The sequence below is a fragment of the Rhodococcus sp. 05-2254-2 genome (genome assembly GCF_002259095.1).
In the GTDB taxonomy this organism is placed as follows: Bacteria; Actinomycetota; Actinomycetes; order Mycobacteriales; family Mycobacteriaceae; genus Rhodococcoides.
Window position 1 is genome coordinate 120,451 of sequence record NZ_NOZJ01000001.1, and the last position, 17,666, is coordinate 138,116.

General features: G+C 65.8%; 16 protein-coding genes. 15 read left to right on the forward strand and 1 reads right to left on the reverse strand.

What is annotated here, in order from left to right; all coding sequences use genetic code 11:
• Positions 1-50: 50 nt before the first annotated feature.
• From ftsH to CH283_RS00660, 15 genes are all read left to right on the forward strand, one after another.
• A complete protein-coding gene (gene ftsH / locus CH283_RS00590) occupies positions 51-2,942 on the forward strand; it encodes an ATP-dependent zinc metalloprotease FtsH (protein WP_094640911.1) in 2,892 nt (963 codons plus the stop codon).
• A 219-nt stretch (positions 2,943-3,161) separates the two neighbouring features.
• The gene (gene folE / locus CH283_RS00595; RefSeq protein ID WP_037195562.1) at positions 3,162-3,761 is read left to right on the forward strand and encodes a GTP cyclohydrolase I FolE; all 600 of its coding nucleotides are present in this window, start codon (positions 3,162-3,164) and stop codon (positions 3,759-3,761) included.
• 19 nt (positions 3,762-3,780) lie between these two features.
• On the forward strand, positions 3,781-4,629 hold the full coding sequence (folP, locus tag CH283_RS00600; RefSeq protein ID WP_176460422.1) for a dihydropteroate synthase: 849 nt from the start codon (positions 3,781-3,783) through the stop codon (positions 4,627-4,629).
• Entirely contained in the window at positions 4,626-5,030 is a 405-nt protein-coding gene (folB, locus tag CH283_RS00605; protein WP_094640912.1) for a dihydroneopterin aldolase, read from the forward strand. Before folP ends, folB begins: the two co-directional genes overlap by 4 nt.
• On the forward strand, positions 5,027-5,569 hold the full coding sequence (gene folK, locus CH283_RS00610) for a 2-amino-4-hydroxy-6-hydroxymethyldihydropteridine diphosphokinase (protein WP_094640913.1): 543 nt from the start codon (positions 5,027-5,029) through the stop codon (positions 5,567-5,569). Before folB ends, folK begins: the two co-directional genes overlap by 4 nt.
• The gene (locus CH283_RS00615) at positions 5,566-6,036 is read left to right on the forward strand and encodes a DUF3180 domain-containing protein (protein ID WP_094641396.1); all 471 of its coding nucleotides are present in this window, start codon (positions 5,566-5,568) and stop codon (positions 6,034-6,036) included. Before folK ends, CH283_RS00615 begins: the two co-directional genes overlap by 4 nt.
• 90 nt (positions 6,037-6,126) lie before the next feature.
• Positions 6,127-7,452 carry a DUF6779 domain-containing protein gene (locus tag CH283_RS00620; RefSeq protein ID WP_094641398.1) on the forward strand — a complete coding sequence of 442 codons (1,326 nt, stop codon included), beginning with the start codon at positions 6,127-6,129 and terminating at the stop codon, positions 7,450-7,452.
• 114 nt (positions 7,453-7,566) lie between these two features.
• On the forward strand, positions 7,567-8,478 hold the full coding sequence (locus CH283_RS00625; RefSeq protein WP_094640914.1) for a Rossmann-like and DUF2520 domain-containing protein: 912 nt from the start codon (positions 7,567-7,569) through the stop codon (positions 8,476-8,478).
• Positions 8,475-9,383, forward strand: coding sequence for a pantoate--beta-alanine ligase (gene panC, locus CH283_RS00630; protein ID WP_094640915.1), 909 nt, complete (start codon positions 8,475-8,477; stop codon positions 9,381-9,383). Before CH283_RS00625 ends, panC begins: the two co-directional genes overlap by 4 nt.
• Before the next feature lie 4 nt (positions 9,384-9,387).
• On the forward strand, positions 9,388-9,819 hold the full coding sequence (panD, locus tag CH283_RS00635) for an aspartate 1-decarboxylase (protein WP_068053679.1): 432 nt from the start codon (positions 9,388-9,390) through the stop codon (positions 9,817-9,819).
• 4 nt (positions 9,820-9,823) lie between these two features.
• The gene (locus CH283_RS00640; protein ID WP_037195023.1) at positions 9,824-10,624 is read left to right on the forward strand and encodes a type III pantothenate kinase; all 801 of its coding nucleotides are present in this window, start codon (positions 9,824-9,826) and stop codon (positions 10,622-10,624) included.
• A gap of 173 nt (positions 10,625-10,797) precedes the next feature.
• Complete coding sequence (locus tag CH283_RS00645) at positions 10,798-11,367, forward strand: cysteine dioxygenase (protein ID WP_231893966.1); 570 nt, start codon at positions 10,798-10,800, stop codon at positions 11,365-11,367.
• A gap of 11 nt (positions 11,368-11,378) precedes the next feature.
• A complete protein-coding gene (locus tag CH283_RS00650; RefSeq protein ID WP_068053696.1) occupies positions 11,379-11,801 on the forward strand; it encodes a rhodanese-like domain-containing protein in 423 nt (140 codons plus the stop codon).
• A 36-nt stretch (positions 11,802-11,837) separates the two neighbouring features.
• The gene (gene lysS / locus CH283_RS00655) at positions 11,838-13,361 is read left to right on the forward strand and encodes a lysine--tRNA ligase (protein WP_068283965.1); all 1,524 of its coding nucleotides are present in this window, start codon (positions 11,838-11,840) and stop codon (positions 13,359-13,361) included.
• A 274-nt stretch (positions 13,362-13,635) separates the two neighbouring features.
• The gene (locus CH283_RS00660) at positions 13,636-16,176 is read left to right on the forward strand and encodes an ATP-dependent Clp protease ATP-binding subunit (RefSeq protein ID WP_094640916.1); all 2,541 of its coding nucleotides are present in this window, start codon (positions 13,636-13,638) and stop codon (positions 16,174-16,176) included.
• Between the two features lie 134 nt (positions 16,177-16,310).
• Here the strand turns inward: CH283_RS00660 and CH283_RS00665 are convergent, their stop codons facing one another.
• Positions 16,311-17,639: a serine hydrolase domain-containing protein gene (locus tag CH283_RS00665; RefSeq protein WP_094640917.1), complete on the reverse strand. Its 1,329-nt coding sequence runs from the start codon at positions 17,637-17,639 to the stop codon at positions 16,311-16,313.
• Between the last annotated feature and the right edge of the window lie 27 nt (positions 17,640-17,666).

Genomic DNA, 17,666 nt, shown 5'->3' on the forward strand with positions numbered 1-17,666 from the left:
CAGCGCGCGGGAGCGGACTGAAAGGACACGGCCGACTCGGCTGAAGCTGTATGAATCGGAAGACAGTAATACGAAATCTTGCCATCGTTTTCGGCATTCTGTTGGTGATCTATGCCTTCAGTTACTTCGGTAACGACACGCGGGACTGGAAGACGGTCGACACCTCGGTGGCGATCGCCCAGCTCGACGATCGCAATGTCGAGTCCGCGCAGATCGACGACCGCGAGCAGCAGATCCGGCTGACTCTGCGGGAGGCGTCGGACGCCACCGACAACGAGACGCAGATCATCGCCAAGTACCCGGACTCGGCGTCGGAGCAGATCTTCGACAAGGTCGACTCGCAGGGCCTGGCGAGCTACAACACCACCGTCACCCAGGAGAGCTGGTTCAGCTCGTTCCTGCTGCTGATTCTTCCGATGGTGCTGATCCTCGGCGTGATCATCTTCGTTATGAGCCGCATGCAGGGTGGCGGCCGCGGCGGGGTCATGGGCTTCGGCAAGTCCAAGGCCAAGCAGCTGACGAAAGACATGCCCAAGACCACGTTCGCCGATGTCGCAGGCGCGGACGAGGCCGTCGAAGAGCTCTACGAGATCAAGGACTTCCTGCAGAACCCGGCGCGCTACCAGGCGCTCGGTGCCAAGATTCCGCGCGGCGTGCTGCTGTACGGCCCTCCCGGAACCGGCAAGACGCTGCTCGCGCGCGCCGTCGCAGGCGAGGCCGGCGTCCCGTTCTTCACCATCTCCGGCTCGGACTTCGTCGAGATGTTCGTCGGCGTCGGTGCATCCCGTGTGCGCGACCTCTTCGAGCAGGCCAAGCAGAACAGCCCCTGCATCATCTTCGTCGACGAGATCGACGCCGTCGGTCGCCAGCGCGGCGCGGGCATGGGCGGCGGCCACGACGAGCGCGAGCAGACACTCAACCAGCTGCTCGTCGAGATGGACGGCTTCGGTGAGCGCACCGGCGTCATCCTCATCGCCGCCACCAACCGCCCCGACATCCTCGACCCCGCCCTGCTGCGTCCGGGCCGCTTCGACCGCCAGATCCCGGTCGGTGCCCCCGACCTGGCCGGCCGTCGAGCAATCCTGAAGGTGCACTCGGCAGGCAAGCCCGTTGCTCAGGACGCCGACCTCGAAGGTCTCGCCAAGCGAACCGTCGGGATGTCCGGTGCCGACCTGGCCAACGTCATCAACGAAGCAGCACTGCTCACCGCTCGTGAGAACGGCACCGTCATCACCGAGGCGTCGCTCGAGGAGTCGGTCGACCGCGTCGTCGGTGGCCCGCGCCGCAAGAGCCGCATCATCAGCGAGCACGAGCGCAAGATCACCGCGTACCACGAGGGTGGTCACACTCTCGCCGCGTGGGCGATGCCCGACATCGAGCCCGTCTACAAGGTCACCATCCTCGCTCGCGGTCGCACCGGCGGCCACGCGATGACGGTGCCCGAGGACGACAAGGGCCTGATGACGCGGTCGGAGATGATCGCCCGTCTCGTCATGGCCATGGGTGGCCGCGCAGCGGAGGAGCTCGTCTTCCACGAGCCGACAACCGGTGCGTCCTCGGACATCGACCAGGCGACCAAGATCGCTCGCGCGATGGTCACCGAATACGGCATGAGCAGCAAGCTCGGAGCCGTTCGGTACGGGCAGGAACAGGGCGATCCGTTCCTCGGCCGTTCGATGGGACAGCAGTCCGACTTCTCGCACGAGGTCGCCCGCGAGATCGACGAGGAGGTGCGCAAACTCATCGAGGCGGCGCACACCGAGGCGTGGGCCATCCTCAACGAGTACCGCGACCTGCTCGACACCCTTGCCTCGGAGCTGCTCGAACGTGAGACGCTCACCCGCAAGGACCTCGAGAAGATCTTCCACAGCGTCACCAAGCGTCCGCGCATCACCCTGTTCAACGACTTCGGTGATCGCAAGCCCTCGGACAAGCCACCGGTCAAGACGCCCCGCGAACTCGCCGCCGAGCGCGGTGAGCCGTGGCCTCCGGTACCGCCGGCCCCGAAGCAGCTTCCGCCGCAACAGTTTCCGCAGCCCAGCTACGCCGGTTCTCCGCAGCTGACCAAGGGTGGCTACCCGAACGGAAGCAACGGATACAACGGCGGACCGACCAACGGCGTGCCCACCAACGGCGCCCCGTCGAACGGTGCTCCGACCAACGGTGGCCCGGTCAACGGATCACCGAGCACCGGGGACGTCGATGCGCCGAACACCGGTGGTGGCCGGCGCAGCGCCCCCGCAACCGGCGGTTACAACGGCGGTGGCTACAACGGTGGTTACGGCGGCCCGACCAACGGAGGCGCTCCCAACGGGGGCGGATACTCCGAAGGCCAGCGTCGGCAGGAACCTCGCTCGAACGGCCCCGGCCAGGGCTCGCGTCCCGATTACGGTGCCCCGGCCGGATGGTCGGCTCCGGGTTGGCCCCCGCGCGACCAGCCTGCGGTTCCCCGGTACCAGGGACCGACCACGCCGCCGGTTCACGATCAGCCGAACCGCGAGCAGTCGGGATCGGACCAGAATCGGTACGAGCCGCCGCAGGGTCAGCCTCCGACGTACCGACAGCACCCGACCTACCAGCAGCCACAGGCATACCAGCCGCCGACCGCTGCGCCGTCGAACCAGCCGCCGACGAATCAACAGCCGGGATATCAGCCGCCGCAGTATCAGCCGGATCCGTTCCGGCCGGACACTCGGGACCAGGGTCGTAACTCTCGGCACGAGCCCCCGTACGGCCAGCACGAGGACGATGCCGGACCGGCCGAAGCGTCGCCACCCACGTGGGAGGTTCCGACTCCATCGCAGAGCTATCCGCTGCCCGGAGACGATCGTCCCTCGCACAACCAGTCCGAGGACTCGCGCCGAGACGAGCGAGCAGAGGACGACGGCGACGAAGGTCCACGCACCCAACGCTGGGAAGGGCCGGGCGGTTCGTACCGCTAGGTCGGTCATTAGGCTGGCTGGGTCGACCGTTTCGGTCGGCCCAGTCCGTCGTTCGAACCGTGCTGCAGGTCGGCGCAGCTGCTCCGTGAGGAACAGGTGCGGTTCGGCCCAGCTGTCACATTCGCGGAGCCCAACCGGAGGTACGTTCTCGTGTCAGTCAACCGGACCGACGAGTCGACAATCGACTCGGCAGAAGTCCCAGCAGCGCAGCAGCGGGCAGTGGAACAGACAGTGGCCTACGCCACCGGTGCGGTCTTCGACCAGCCTCGTGCCGAGGCCGCAGTGCGTGAGCTGTTGATCGCCGTCGGCGAGGATCCGGACCGTCCGGGTCTGCTCGACACGCCGGCCCGCGTGGCGCGTTCCTACCGTGAAATCTTCGCCGGGCTCTACACCGACCCTGACACGGCGCTGAACACGACGTTCGACGAGGGGCACCAGGAACTGGTGCTCGTCCGCGACATCCCCATGTTCTCCACGTGCGAGCATCACCTGGTCTCGTTCCACGGCGTCGCACACGTCGGGTACATCCCGGGCAAGAGCGGCAAGGTCACCGGCCTGTCGAAGCTCGCGCGCGTGGTGGACATGTACGCCAAGCGCCCGCAGGTTCAGGAACGGCTGACCAGCCAGATCGCCGACGCGTTGATGCGCAAACTCGACCCGCGCGGTGCGATCGTCGTGATCGAGGCCGAGCACCTGTGCATGGCCATGCGCGGCATTCGCAAGCCGGGAGCCAGCACCACCACGTCGGCGGTGCGGGGTCTGTTGCAGTCCAGCGCGGCATCGCGTTCGGAAGCTCTGGACCTGATCCTGCGGAAATGACGCGTCCGGTCGAGTCCCGATGAACCCGGCGCGCAGTATCCACCCGGCACCGGTCGTCATGGGTGTCCTCAACGTCACCGCCGATTCGTTCTCCGACGGCGGTAGGTACCTCGATGTCGATGCCGCCGTCGAACACGGACTGGCGATGCACCGTCGCGGAGTCGACATCGTCGACGTCGGTGGCGAGTCGACGCGTCCCGGAGCAGACCGGATCGACCCGACGCTCGAGGCGCAGCGCATCGTGCCGGTCATCGCCGCGCTGGCCGCAGCAGGGGTGACCACCAGCGTCGACACCATGCGTGCCTCGGTCGCCGAGGCGGCGATCGATGCCGGGGTCTCGATCGTCAACGACGTCTCGGGTGGTCGGGCGGATCCGGCCATGGCCGGGGTCGTTGCGGACGGCGGATTGCCGTGGATCCTGATGCACTGGCGGGCCGCCGGATCCGAGTATCGGCACGCCGGACCGGCCGATCGATACGACGACGTGGTCGCCGACGTCCGCGGTGAACTGCTCGAACAGGTCGATCACGCGGTGGCCGCGGGCGTGGACACGGCGATGCTCGTGCTCGATCCCGGCCTCGGATTCGCCAAGAACGCCGAGCACAACTGGCAACTGCTGCGGGGCCTGCCGGACTTGGTGTCGGCCGGCTTCCCGGTACTCGTCGGCGCTTCCAGGAAGCGCTTTCTCGGCTCGCTGTTGGCGGACGACGACGGTATTCCGCGACCGCCGGACGGGCGAGAGATCGCCACCGCCGTGGTGTCGGCGCTCGCGGTCGCCGGGGGAGCATGGGGTGTGCGCGTGCACGACGTGCAGGCGTCACTCGACGCGGTCGCCGTCGTTCGGGCATGGCAGGGTGATCGGGCATGAGCAAGATCAGCAGCCGCGTCGGCGCGGGGACGCGTCGCGGCGACCGCATCGAACTGCGGGGCCTGACGGTGCGCGGCAATCACGGCGTCTTCGACTTCGAGAAGCGAGACGGGCAGGACTTCGTCGTCGACATCACCGTGTGGATGGACCTGCGGCCCGCGGCCGAGACCGACGACCTGACCCGAACGCTGCACTACGGAGAACTGGCCGAGCACGCTGCGGCCGTCGTCGCGGGCCCGTCCAGGGACCTGATCGAGACGGTCTCGGCCGAGATCGCCGAGGTCGTGTTGGCGTACGACTCACGCGTCGACGCGGTGGAAGTGGTGCTGCACAAGCCGTCGGCCCCGATCCCACTGACGTTCGGGGACGTTGCCGTGGTGGCGTACCGGGAGCGGGCGTGACCCGCGCGGTGCTGTCCATTGGCAGCAACATCGGCGACTCCCTCGCCCACTTACGTTCTGTCACAACCGGATTGGGCTCCCGCCTGGTGTCCTGCTCACCGGTGTACCGTTCGGCTCCCTGGGGCGGCGTCGAGCAGCAGGACTTCCTCAACGCCGTCGTGGTGGTCGAGGACGATGCCTTCGACGCCTGGGATTGGTTGCGTTTCGGTCAGCGTCTGGAGGAGGCGGCCGATCGCGTTCGAGTGCAGCGGTGGGGGCCACGGAGCCTCGACGTCGACGTGGTGACGTGCGAGAACGTGATCAGCGAGGACCCTCGTTTGATCCTTCCGCACCCGCGCGCGCACGAACGAGCGTTCGTACTGCTGCCGTGGCTGGACGTCGAACCGGACGCCACCCTGCGTGTGGGCGACAACGACATTTCGGTGTCCGAGTTGCTCGCGCGACTGAGTCCGGAGGAGCGGGCCGGGGTGACGAAGCAGGAATGGAGCCTGCAAGAACGACCCGTGGAGCACGACGGTGTCGGTGATGGGTCGTGGTGACCAATCCCACCAAGGTCTGGGACGTCTTGGGTCTTTTCCTGGTGGCCGCAATCGGTACGTGGCTGTTGGTTCGGGTCTTCTACGGCTCGTTGCCGCCGATTCCGGTGTACGCCGGGGCGTCGTTGTATCTGGTGGCGGTGGTGCAAGTGGTGACTGCGGTGATCGTGCGCAATCGCATCGCCGAGCATCGGGTCGGCACCGGTCTGCACGATCTGCATCCGTTGACGGTCTTCAGGGCGCTGGTGTTGGCGAAGGCATCGATGCTGGTGGGAACCGCTGTCGTCGGAGTATGCGTCGGATTTCTGGTGTACGTGATGCCGCGTGCGGCGACGGTGCGGGCAGCGTCGTCGGATCGGGCCGGGGCCGTCGTTGCGCTCGTGGCCGGACTGGCCGTCGTCGCTGCCGCGGTGTGGCTCGAACAGTGCTGCCGTGCCCCGGAAGACCGTGACGACGAGCGTTCTCGGTAACCCTCGAAACATTTGATTGTTACCTCGGTTGTGTAAGTGATCGGTCGAGGATGACTATTTGCGAACGATTTGCCAGTTACCCTTGTGAACATGACAGATCAGACTCGCGCAAAGAAGGGGCGCCGTAAGAGGCGTAGTGCGAGCCAGCTGTTCCTCGCGGCGCTCGTCGTGTTCGGAATCATCGCCAGTGTGTTGTTGCTCTTCACCGAGAGCGTGCAGTGGATGAGGGTCGGTGTTCTCTCGGCGCTGTGGGCTGCGGTGATCGGTGCGTTCGCGATGACCAAGTACAGGCGTGAGGCGGCCGCCGACCAGACCAAGGCCAAGGACCTGCAGACTGTCTACGAGCTGCAGTTGGCTCGGGAGATCTCCGCGCGACGCGAGTACGAGATGAGCGTCGAAGCTCGGGTTCGTGGCGAATCGCAGCTCGAGATCGACGAGGTCGCAGCGCTGCGCAACGAACTCGCTGCCCTTCGCCAGAATCTCCAGGTGCTCTTCGACGGCAACCTGCCCACCGAACGTGTGGCACTGCGGGCCGAAGCGATGAGGATGCAGGAACTCGGCGGACGCGGATACGACAGCTACCAGCCTGCGCCGTCCGGCCTGTACGTCCCCGGTCGCGGGAACGGCAACGGTGCGATGGCACCGGGAACCGGCCTCAACGGTGTCGGAACGCCCTACGATGAGCCGGTCACGGCCGAGACCTCGGTGGTGTACCCCGAGGATCCGGACGAGATGCCGCAGGCCACAGCCTCCGCACCGGCGGCGGCCGCCGAGGCGGATCAGGATCGGTACGCCGAGGATTCGTTCGCGGAAACGAGCTACGACACCGAGTCCTCCGATGCGGACTCGGTCGAGCGAACCGGGGCGCAGGCACGTCCTTACGGCGCACCGAGGCCGGCGGGGCGCGTCACTCCGCCCAGCTCGCCTTTCACCGCATACGACTTCGAGCAGACGCGTCGACCCGTTGCCGAGCCGGAACCGGCGGCGGAGCCCGAGCCACAGGTCGAGGAAGAGACGTACGAGACCGGACACGCGGACGTCGATGCGGCCGGTTCGTATTCCACGGAGTCGTTTTCCACGCAGTCGTTTGCGGCGGAGCCGGCCGAGCAGTACGAAACCGAACCTGCAGCGGAACCGAGCGACGACGCCTTCTCTGCCTCGCGCGCCTCGTTGCGTGAATCGGCCGACGCGTTCTTCACGGCCGATCAGGACTACGAGACACCGGCCGAGGACACTGCCGTCTCGTCCCGGCGAGGTCGTAGGCGCGCGGAATCGGCCCACGACGAGGATGCGTCGGGCGCACACTCGAACGGTCGATCGGTTGCCGAGATCATGGCCGGTCTGCAAGGCGGAGGGTCCGGTGACGCGGCCGTGACCGATCCGGGTACCCGTCGCCGTCGTCGTCGCGCAGACTGAGAACCAGATCACACTGCTCTCCCATGGCCTGCGAGTGGTCGCGGTCGCTATTGTTCCTTGCAGGACGTCTGGTACCCGCCGAGCGGGACTGGAACGAACGAGAGGAATTTTTCGGTGACCTTTTCCGGCACCGGTGGTCTGTCGCCGGCTCGCCTGACGGTTGGTGTCGTCTCGGCGGGACGGGTCGGTACCGCATTCGGTGAGGCGCTCGAACGCGTCGGGCATGTCGTCGTCGGTGCTGCCGCGGTGTCCGATGCGTCCCTCGCACGGGTGCGTGAGCGACTTCCCGAGTCCCAGGTTCTGCCCGTGGACGAGGTTGCTCGTCGCGCAGAGCTGCTCGTTCTGGCCGTACCGGACAGCGAGTTGGCGTCGATCGTCGCAGGCCTGGCGTCCACCGGGGCGGTTGCACCGGGAAAGTTGGTGGTGCACACCTCCGGCGCGAACGGAATTTCGGTGCTCGAGCCCCTGGCTGCCCTCGGAGCCGTGCCGTTGGCCATCCATCCGGCGATGACGTTCAGCGGCGGAGTCGAGGACACCGACCGGATGACGGCGGCGTGTTTCGGCATCACTGCAGGCGACGAGATCGGCTATGCGGTGGCGCAGGCTCTCGTCCTCGAGATCGGCGGCGAGCCGGTGCACGTGCCCGAGAACAATCGAGCGCTCTACCACGCCGCGCTCGCTCACGGCAGCAATCACCTCGTCACTCTGGTGGTCGACGCGGTCGAAGCGCTCCGGGTTGCCCTGGCGGGACCGGGTTTTCCCGGTTCGGACTCCGAACGTGGTGTACCCGAGCGGGTTCTGGCTCCTCTGCTCGAAGCTGCGCTGGACAACGCGTTGCGCAACGGTCAGTCGGCGCTCACCGGACCGGTGGCTCGCGGCGACACCGCTGCAGTCGGCAAGCATCTCGACGTGCTCGAATCCGTGGATTCGCGGATCGCAGCCGGATATCGCGCCCTGTCGTTGCGCTCGGCGCAGCGCATCGGCACCAAGGCAGACCTGATCGAACTTCTGGAAGGGAATCGATGACCCTCGCGGGCAGCTACACCAAGGGGCAGTTGACGGTTCACCACGATCCCGCGGTGATCACGTCGGTGTCGAAAGCGCTGCGAGGCGTCGGGAAACAGGTCGCTCTGGTCCCGACGATGGGCGCACTGCACGCCGGGCACCTGCAATTGGTGCGGCAGGCCAAGCTCACCGGTGCCGTGGTGATCGTGTCGATCTTCGTCAACCCGTTGCAGTTCGGTGTGGGTGAGGACCTCGATTCCTACCCACGGACCCTCGACGCCGATGTCGCGCTGCTGCGTGAGGAGGGCGTCGAACTGGTCTTCGCGCCGTCGGCTTCGGACATGTATCCGTCGGGTCCGCGCACCACCGTCAATCCCGGTCCGCTCGGCGCTGAACTCGAAGGACGGAGCAGGCCAACGCATTTCGCCGGAATGCTCACCGTCGTGGCCAAACTGCTGCAGATCGCGGCTCCCCATCGCGCGTACTTCGGGGAGAAGGACTACCAGCAACTGACGTTGATCCGACAGATGGTGCGCGATCTGAACTTCGACGTCGCGGTCATCGGGGTGCCGACGGTTCGCGAGCAGGACGGCCTCGCACTGTCCTCGCGTAACCGATATCTCGATGCCGAGCAGCGCGACGCGGCGATGGCATTGTCGGCCGCGCTGGTGGCCGGGGCGCACGCTGCGGCGGGCGGTCCCGAGGCCATCATCGCCACCGCGCGTGCCGTCCTCGACGAGGCACCGCTGGTGCAGGTCGACTACCTGGAGGTGCGCGACCCGCATCTCGGCCCCGCTCCCGAACGTGGAGACGGAAGACTGCTCGTGGCCGCCAAGGTCGGCACCACGAGATTGATCGACAACGTCGGTGTCGCCGTCGGCACCGGTTTCCTCGAGTACCCCGACGATCCCAAAAATGGAGAGTGACACGATGTTTCGTACCATGATGAAGTCCAAGATCCATCGCGCCACCGTCACGCACGCAGACCTGCACTACGTGGGCTCGGTGACCGTCGACCAGGATCTGATGGAGGCAGCCGATCTGCTCGAAGGCGAGCAGGTCACCATCGTCGACATCGACAACGGTGCTCGACTGGAAACCTACGTCATCACCGGCCAGCGCGGCAGCGGTGTCATCGGAATCAACGGAGCCGCAGCACATCTGGTGAACCCGGGCGACCTGGTCATCCTGATCGCCTACGGGGTGATGAACGAGCAGGAGGTTGCCGACTATGCGCCGCGGGTGGTGTTCGTCGACGAGAAGAACCGGCCTGTAGAACTCGGCAGCGACCCGGCCCATGCGCCTGCGGGCTCGGGTCTGATCACGCCGCGCGATCTGCGGGCCGATTCCGTGCTGGTCTGATTCGATGCTCCTCGCGATCGATGTGCGCAACACCAGCACCGTGGTCGGTCTGTTCACCGGCACCGGCGATCACTCGAAACTGCTGCGGGACTGGCGAATTCGGACCGACCCCCATGTGACGGCCGACGAGCTGGCGCTGATGTTGCGTGGTCTGCTGGGTGAGGATGCCGAACGGATCACCGGAGTCACCGCGCTGTCCACCGTGCCGTCGGTGTTGCGGGAGATGCGGACGATGCTCGCGCGCTACTGGGATCACGTGGTGCACGTGATGGTCGAACCCGGTGTGCGGACCGGCGTGCCGTTGCTGGTCGACAACCCCAAAGAGGTCGGTGCCGATCGCATCGTCAATACCCTTGCCGCACACGACCTGTACGGCTCGGCGTGCATCGTGGTCGATTTCGGAACCACCACCTGTGTCGACGTCGTCTCGGCCAAGGGCGAATTCCTCGGCGGTGCCATCGCTCCCGGACTCGAGATGTCGGCGTCGGCCATGTCGACTCGCACGGCCACGTTGCGCGAGGTGGAGATGATTCGGCCTCGTTCGGTGCTGGGCAAGAACACCGTCGAGTGCATCCAGTCGGGCACCATCTTCGGGTTCGCGGGACTGGTGGACGGCCTGGTCGGGCGAATTCGACGCGAGGTCCCCGAGGTGACCGGAACGGATGTCGCCATCATCGGCACCGGCGACATCGCCGCGCTGATCCTGCCGGAATCGACCACCATCGAGCACCACGAACCGGATCTGACCCTCGAAGGGCTCCGGTTGGTCTACGAACGCAACATGGCAAAGCGGCGGCCACGCTAGATGTTTCAGCGGCGCCCGCGCTGAGTGTTTGGTGCGAGGCGTTTCGGACCAGCGCTAGCGCATCGCCGCCTCGTGTGTCAGAATCGTCGGCGTGATGACGTGCATGGCCACCCAGGAGTGTTGTCGAGGCTGAACCCTGCCTCGTTCGTAACACACCCCTGGAGTAGAGCTTCATGCTTTCCACACCTGTACTCTCTGCACCCTCCCGCACCCGATTGTCGTCGCGTTCGGTCTCGACTCTTCCGACCCGGTTGCGTCCACCCGACCTGCTGCGTATCACCGACCAGGGCGCATCCGACGTCCTCGAGGGCCGCTTCGACCACCTGCTCCCCGATGGTGACCGTTGGCCGAGCGAGGAGCGTTGGGCCGCCAGGCTGCATTCCGACGACGATCTCGACGTCTGGCTGATCAGCTGGGTTCCCGATCGTTCCACCGAACTGCACGACCATGCGGGGTCGCTCGGCGCGCTGACCGTTCTGAGTGGATCGCTACTCGAATATCGTTGGGCTGGAACAGGACTGAAGCAGCGTCGTCTCGACGCCGGTGACCAGGCGTCCTTCCCGCTCGGTTGGGTGCACGACGTGATGCACGATCCGACGTCGGCGACGACCGGGCCCACCCTCAGCGTGCACGCCTACTCACCGCCGCTGACGGCGATGTCCTACTACGAAGTGACCGAACGGTCCACGCTGCGTCGTACCCGTAGCGAGCTCACCGACGCACCCGAAAAGGCCGCACTGTGACCATCCAGACCATGACCATCGTCGAAATGCTCGAATCCGCGCGCGAGACCATCGATCGCATGACCGTCTTCGAGCTGCGCGACGCCGTCGCCCGCGGAGCCGTCGTCGTCGACATCCGCCCGCAGGCGCAGCGCGCCGTCGAGGGGACCCTGCCCGGAGCGCTCGCCATCGAACGCAACGTCCTCGAATGGCGTCTGGACCCGACGAGCGATGCGCGCCTGGCGATCGCCGTCGATCACGACGTGGAGTGGGTCGTCATCTGCTCGGAGGGCTACACCTCCTCGCTCGCGGCCGCGTCGCTCAAGCTGCTGGGTCTGCACAAGGCCACCGATCTGGTCGGCGGCTATCAAGCACTGAAGTCGGCAGGGTTGCTCGGGGTGTTGACGCAGGCCAAGCACTGCGTTCGTGAAGCCGAGGCCGTCGCAGCGCACTGATCGTCTCGACAGTCCTGGACTGTAAAGTGTCTGCGCGTGAGTGATACAGCTTCTACCCAGCCGGCCGACGACACCCCGGAGCAGCTACGGATTCGTCGCGCCAAGCGCGCTTCGTTGCTCGAGCGCGGGGTCGAGGCGTACCCGGTGTCGGTTCCGCGGACCCATTCGCTGCTCGAGATCCGAACCGAATTCCCCGAGCTCGAACCCGATACGACGACCGGCCTGATCGTCGGAGTCGTCGGCCGCGTCATCTTCGTGCGCAACACCGGCAAGCTGTGCTTCGCGACGCTGCAGGAGGGTGACGGCACTCAACTGCAGGCGATGATCAGCCTGGCCGGCGTCGGCGAGGACGCTCTGGCGGAGTGGAAGTCCGATGTGGATCTCGGCGACTTCGTGTTCGTGCACGGCGAGGTCATCAGCTCCCGTCGCGGCGAGCTGTCCGTCATGGCCGACGCCTGGCAGATCGCGTCGAAGTCGTTGCGGCCGTTGCCCGTCGCGCACAAGGAGCTCAACGAGGAGACGCGCATCCGGCAGCGTTACCTGGACCTGATCACCAACCCGGTCTCGCGCGAGACCGCCCGCAAGCGCATCGCCGTCGTTCGTGAACTGCGCAACGCACTCGAGCGTCGTGGTTTTCTCGAGGTCGAGACGCCGATGCTGCAGACGCTGCACGGCGGCGCGGCGGCTCGCCCGTTCGTCACCCACTCGAACGCGATGGACACCGATCTCTACCTCCGCATCGCACCGGAGCTGTTCCTCAAGCGCTGCGTCGTCGGCGGCATCGAGAAGGTCTTCGAGATCAACCGCAACTTCCGCAACGAAGGTGCCGACTCCTCCCACTCGCCGGAATTCGCGATGCTCGAGACGTACGAGGCCTACGGCACGTACGACGATTCGGCGAAGATGACCCGTGAGCTGGTTCAGGAAGTGGCCATGGCCGCGCTCGGATCCACGGTCGTGACGCTGCCCGACGGCACCACCTACGACCTCGGCGGCGACTGGACGACGCTCGAGATGTACCCGTCGCTGTCGGAATCGCTCGGATTCGACGTCACCCCCGACACCACCGTCGACGAGCTGCTCGCGATCGCCGACAAGGTGGGCGTCGAGGTGCCGCGCAAGGACGGCGTCCCGATCTACGGCCACGGCAAGCTCGTCGAGGAGCTGTGGGAACACCAGGTGGGCGACGCGTTGACCGAGCCCACGTTCGTCCGCGACTTCCCGGTCGAGACGTCCCCGCTGACGCGTCAGCACCGCAGCAAGCCCGGCGTCACCGAGAAGTGGGACCTGTACGTCCGTGGGTTCGAGCTGGCCACCGGCTACTCCGAGCTGGTCGATCCGATCATCCAGCGCGAGCGTTTCGAGGATCAGGCCCGTCAGGCCGCCGCCGGCGACGACGAGGCCATGGTGCTCGACGAGGACTTCCTCGCCGCGATGGAGCAGGGCATGCCGCCGACCACCGGAACCGGCATGGGCATCGACCGTTTGTTGATGGCGCTGACCGGCCTCGGCATCCGCGAAACGATCCTGTTTCCGATCGTCAAGCCGTCCCAGGCCTGATCGGACGGTAAGGACTGTTCGCCAGCAGCGGACAGCCGATGGGAAACGTTTTGCATAGTGCCTGCGTTATGAACAGTAAGCAGCCACGGAAGTCCGTTCGAGTGGGCGGTTGCGCAGCATTTCAGGGGTGGAGGGTCGGCGTTCGTAACGTCGGCCAACTACAGTGAGAAGCAGTCTTACCTTCAAATGCACAAGCGACCGCAGTGTTATGGACACTGCAGCGCTAGAAGAACTGGCGGGCGAGCAACCACCCGCCAAGAAGTGAGGGAGAGCGATGTTCGAGAGGTTCACCGATCGCGCGCGGCGTGTTGTCGTCCTGGCTCAAGAAGAAGCCCGGATGCTCAACCACAACTACATCGGCACGGAGCACATTCTGCTCGGCCTCATCCACGAGGGCGAAGGCGTCGCAGCCAAGTCTCTCGAGTCGCTGGGCATCTCCCTCGAAGGAGTACGCAGCCAGGTAGAGGAAATCATCGGCCAGGGCCAGCAGGCTCCGTCCGGTCACATTCCGTTCACCCCGCGCGCCAAGAAAGTACTCGAGCTCAGTCTGCGTGAAGCACTGCAGCTCGGCCACAACTACATCGGCACCGAGCACATTCTGCTGGGACTGATCCGCGAAGGCGAAGGCGTCGCAGCTCAGGTTCTGGTCAAGCTCGGAGCCGACCTCAACCGCGTGCGCCAGCAGGTCATCCAGCTGCTCTCGGGTTACCAGGGCAAGGAGCCCAGCGAGTCCGGCAGTGGCCGCGGCGAGGCGGGCACCCCGTCGACGTCGCTGGTCCTCGACCAGTTCGGTCGCAACCTGACGCAGGCCGCGCTCGAGGGCAAGCTCGACCCGGTCATCGGTCGCGCGAAGGAAATCGAGCGCGTCATGCAGGTGCTCTCGCGTCGTACCAAGAACAACCCCGTCCTCATCGGCGAGCCCGGTGTCGGTAAGACCGCAGTCGTCGAGGGCCTCGCGCAGGCCATCGTCAACGGCGAGGTTCCCGAAACGCTCAAGGACAAGCAGCTCTACACCCTCGACCTCGGCTCGCTCGTGGCCGGCAGCCGTTACCGCGGTGACTTCGAGGAGCGCCTGAAGAAGGTGCTCAAGGAGATCAACACCCGCGGCGACATCATCCTGTTCATCGACGAGCTGCACACGCTCGTCGGCGCAGGTGCCGCCGAAGGTGCCATCGACGCAGCGTCGATCCTCAAGCCGAAGCTGGCTCGTGGCGAACTGCAGACCATCGGTGCCACCACCCTCGACGAGTACCGCAAGTACATCGAGAAGGACGCCGCCCTCGAGCGTCGTTTCCAGCCCGTTCAGGTCGGCGAGCCGACCGTCGAGCACACCATCGAGATCCTCAAGGGTCTGCGCGATCGCTACGAGGCACACCACCGCGTCTCGATCACCGACGGTGCCCTCGTCGCGGCCGCCACGTTGGCCGACCGGTACATCAACGATCGGTTCTTGCCCGACAAGGCGATCGACCTCATCGACGAGGCGGGCGCGCGAATGCGCATCCGCCGGATGACCGCGCCGCCAGACCTGCGCGAGTTCGACGACAAGATCGCCGACGCACGCCGGGAGAAGGAATCGGCCATCGACGCACAGGACTTCGAGAAGGCTGCGAACCTGCGCGACAAGGAGAAGACCCTCGTCGGTCAGCGCGCCGAGCGCGAGAAGCAGTGGCGCTCGGGCGACCTCGACGTCATTGCCGAGGTGGACGACGAGCAGATCGCCGAGGTTCTGGGCAACTGGACCGGCATCCCCGTCTTCAAGCTCACCGAGGAGGAGACCACCCGTCTGCTCCGCATGGAAGACGAACTGCACAAGCGGATCATCGGCCAGGTCGAGGCAGTCAAGGCCGTCTCCAAGGCGATCCGTCGTACCCGTGCAGGTCTGAAGGACCCGAAGCGTCCGTCGGGCTCGTTCATCTTCGCCGGCCCGTCCGGTGTCGGTAAGACCGAGCTGTCGAAGGCTCTCGCGAACTTCCTCTTCGGCGAGGACGACGCACTGATCCAGATCGACATGGGCGAGTTCCACGACCGCTTCACCGCGTCGCGTCTGTTCGGTGCGCCTCCCGGATACGTCGGCTACGAAGAGGGTGGCCAGCTCACCGAGAAGGTCCGCCGCAAGCCGTTCTCCGTCGTGCTGTTCGACGAGATCGAGAAGGCTCACTCGGAGATCTACAACACGCTCCTGCAGGTGCTCGAAGACGGGCGTCTCACCGACGGCCAGGGACGCACGGTCGACTTCAAGAACACCGTGCTGATCTTCACCTCGAACCTCGGTACCGCAGACATCTCGAAGGCAGTGGGCCTCGGCTTCTCCTCGGGTGAAGGCACCGGCTCGAACTACGAGCGGATGAAGCTGAAGGTCAACGACGAGCTGAAGAAGCATTTCCGCCCCGAGTTCCTGAACCGCATCGACGACATCGTCGTGTTCCACCAGCTCACGCGCGACGAGATCATCCAGATGGTCGATCTCATGCTCAACCGAGTCGAAGGTGCGCTGAAGAACAAGGACATGGCGATCGAGGTCACCGAGAAGGCCAAGTCGTTGCTGGCCAAGCGCGGATTCGACCCCGTACTGGGTGCGCGGCCACTGCGTCGCACCATCCAGCGCGAGATCGAGGACGCGTTGTCGGAGAAGATCCTCTTCGGCGAAATCGAAGCCGGCCAGATCATCCTGGTCGACGTCGAGAACTGGGACGGCGAAGGCGCAGGCGAGGACGCGAAGTTCACGTTCCGCGGCGAGAAGAAAGCCATCATCGTCCCCGACGAGGTCCCGGTCGACCTGGCCAAGGCCACCGGAGACAGCGACAGCGAGTAAATTTCACCAATCCCAACCAACGGGCGATCCTCTTCGGAGGGTCGCCCGTTGTCGTGTGTCCGCCCGTCCCCGTTCGCCCGCCCCGTCGGTCCGGCTACCACCCCAACCCCTTTGTGGATCAATGTGGCTTTCAGTCAGTCAGACTGCAACAAAGGCGCATTGATCCAGACCCGAGCGCCGAGGGCAACAGCGATCACAGCAAGTTCGGCGAGCAGGATCCAGAACAGCAGCGCGAGGTCAGGAGCCCAGCGGGCCAGGGTCGAGATCGGTGCTCCGGCGAGTACGGGCAGTGAGTAGTACAGCAGTCCGCCTGCGCCGAGGGCAGTCAGAACACGCGCGAGTGCCCATCTTCCGGGAGCGGCTCCGAATCCGAGCAGGGTTCTCGTGACACATATCGCCAACAACATCGCGAGTGCAGTCGATCCGATCAGGGCTATCTCGTAGAGACCGAGTCCGGCGGCGCGGGGTTCGTCGATACCGAGTCGGGTGAGTACGAGGGAGCGGGCCGCGGAGGCAAGGCTGTCGGCGTCGAGTTCGCCGTATCGGTTGGTCGCGAAGACCACGGCCAGGTGTCGTTCCGGAACAAGTGCGACGTGAGTGAAATAGCCAGGGACGGCGCCGGAATGCCATCGCATCTCGGTACCGTCTGGCAGCGTCTCGACGTACCACCCGTATCCGTACGCCGTGCCCGAACCCGTCGGCACCGTATCCGAACTGTTCGACGCCGGTGCGGTCAGTTGCGTGGATGCGTAGCGGGAGAGCTCGGCGATGGATCCGCTCAGATAGCCGTAGCCCAATCCCGCGGAGTCGATGCCGGTGTCGATGCTGCGCGGGAAGGTGAAGAACGGTACGTGGCCGGGTGTGACGGCACCGGCAGTGTGCACTCCGGTCTCGCGGGCTACGACGTCGGCGAAGGGTTCGGCGGTGACCTTCTCGACGATGGCCTGCAGCAGTAGGTAATTGAGGCTCGAGTAGCGGAAGGGGCCGCGGTCGGCGACGGTGACGTCCAGGGTGGGGACGACGTCGAGCGCTCGCTCGGAACGTCCCCACACGTCCAGTTCGGTGACGTCGTGGGGGAGTCCGCTGGTGTGGTGGATCAGGTCGTCGATCGTGACATCGCCGGGAACGACCGAATCGACCTCGGGGAGAATCGAATTCACGGTTCCACTCGGATCGAGGCGATGTTGCGAGGCGAGTGAGTACACCGTCGCCGCCGTCACCGACTTCGATACCGAACCCCACACGAACGGCGTGCTCTCGTCGATCGGCGCCCCATCCCCGTCCACCCCGTACTCGACGTCCTCCAACACTTCGTCCTCGGCGACGACGCGGAACGCAACCCCCGGCAATCCGAGTTCCTCGGCGACAACCTGGATGTCCGACGCCATGCCGGGGTCCGGTGGGGTGGGGGAGCCCGCAGTCAGGACTGCTGCGACGGTGAGCAGGGCGTGGACGATGCGCATGGTTGGAGTGAACCAACCTCATCGAGG

Bases quoted from the DNA above. Each gene is read 5' to 3' on its own strand.
- ftsH (WP_094640911.1), top strand. From the start codon at position 51: ATGAATCGGAAGACAGTAATACGAAATCTTGCCATCGTTTTCGGCATT.
- panD (WP_068053679.1), top strand. From the start codon at position 9,388: ATGTTTCGTACCATGATGAAGTCCAAGATCCATCGCGCCACCGTCACG.
- CH283_RS00645 (WP_231893966.1), top strand. From the start codon at position 10,798: ATGCTTTCCACACCTGTACTCTCTGCACCCTCCCGCACCCGATTGTCG.
- CH283_RS00665 (WP_094640917.1), bottom strand. From the start codon at position 17,639: ATGCGCATCGTCCACGCCCTGCTCACCGTCGCAGCAGTCCTGACTGCG.
- folB (WP_094640912.1), top strand. From the start codon at position 4,626: ATGAGCAAGATCAGCAGCCGCGTCGGCGCGGGGACGCGTCGCGGCGAC.
- CH283_RS00640 (WP_037195023.1), top strand. From the start codon at position 9,824: ATGCTCCTCGCGATCGATGTGCGCAACACCAGCACCGTGGTCGGTCTG.
- CH283_RS00620 (WP_094641398.1), top strand. From the start codon at position 6,127: ATGACAGATCAGACTCGCGCAAAGAAGGGGCGCCGTAAGAGGCGTAGT.
- CH283_RS00650 (WP_068053696.1), top strand. From the start codon at position 11,379: ATGACCATCGTCGAAATGCTCGAATCCGCGCGCGAGACCATCGATCGC.
- folP (WP_176460422.1), top strand. From the start codon at position 3,781: ATGAACCCGGCGCGCAGTATCCACCCGGCACCGGTCGTCATGGGTGTC.
- panC (WP_094640915.1), top strand. From the start codon at position 8,475: ATGACCCTCGCGGGCAGCTACACCAAGGGGCAGTTGACGGTTCACCAC.
- CH283_RS00660 (WP_094640916.1), top strand. From the start codon at position 13,636: ATGTTCGAGAGGTTCACCGATCGCGCGCGGCGTGTTGTCGTCCTGGCT.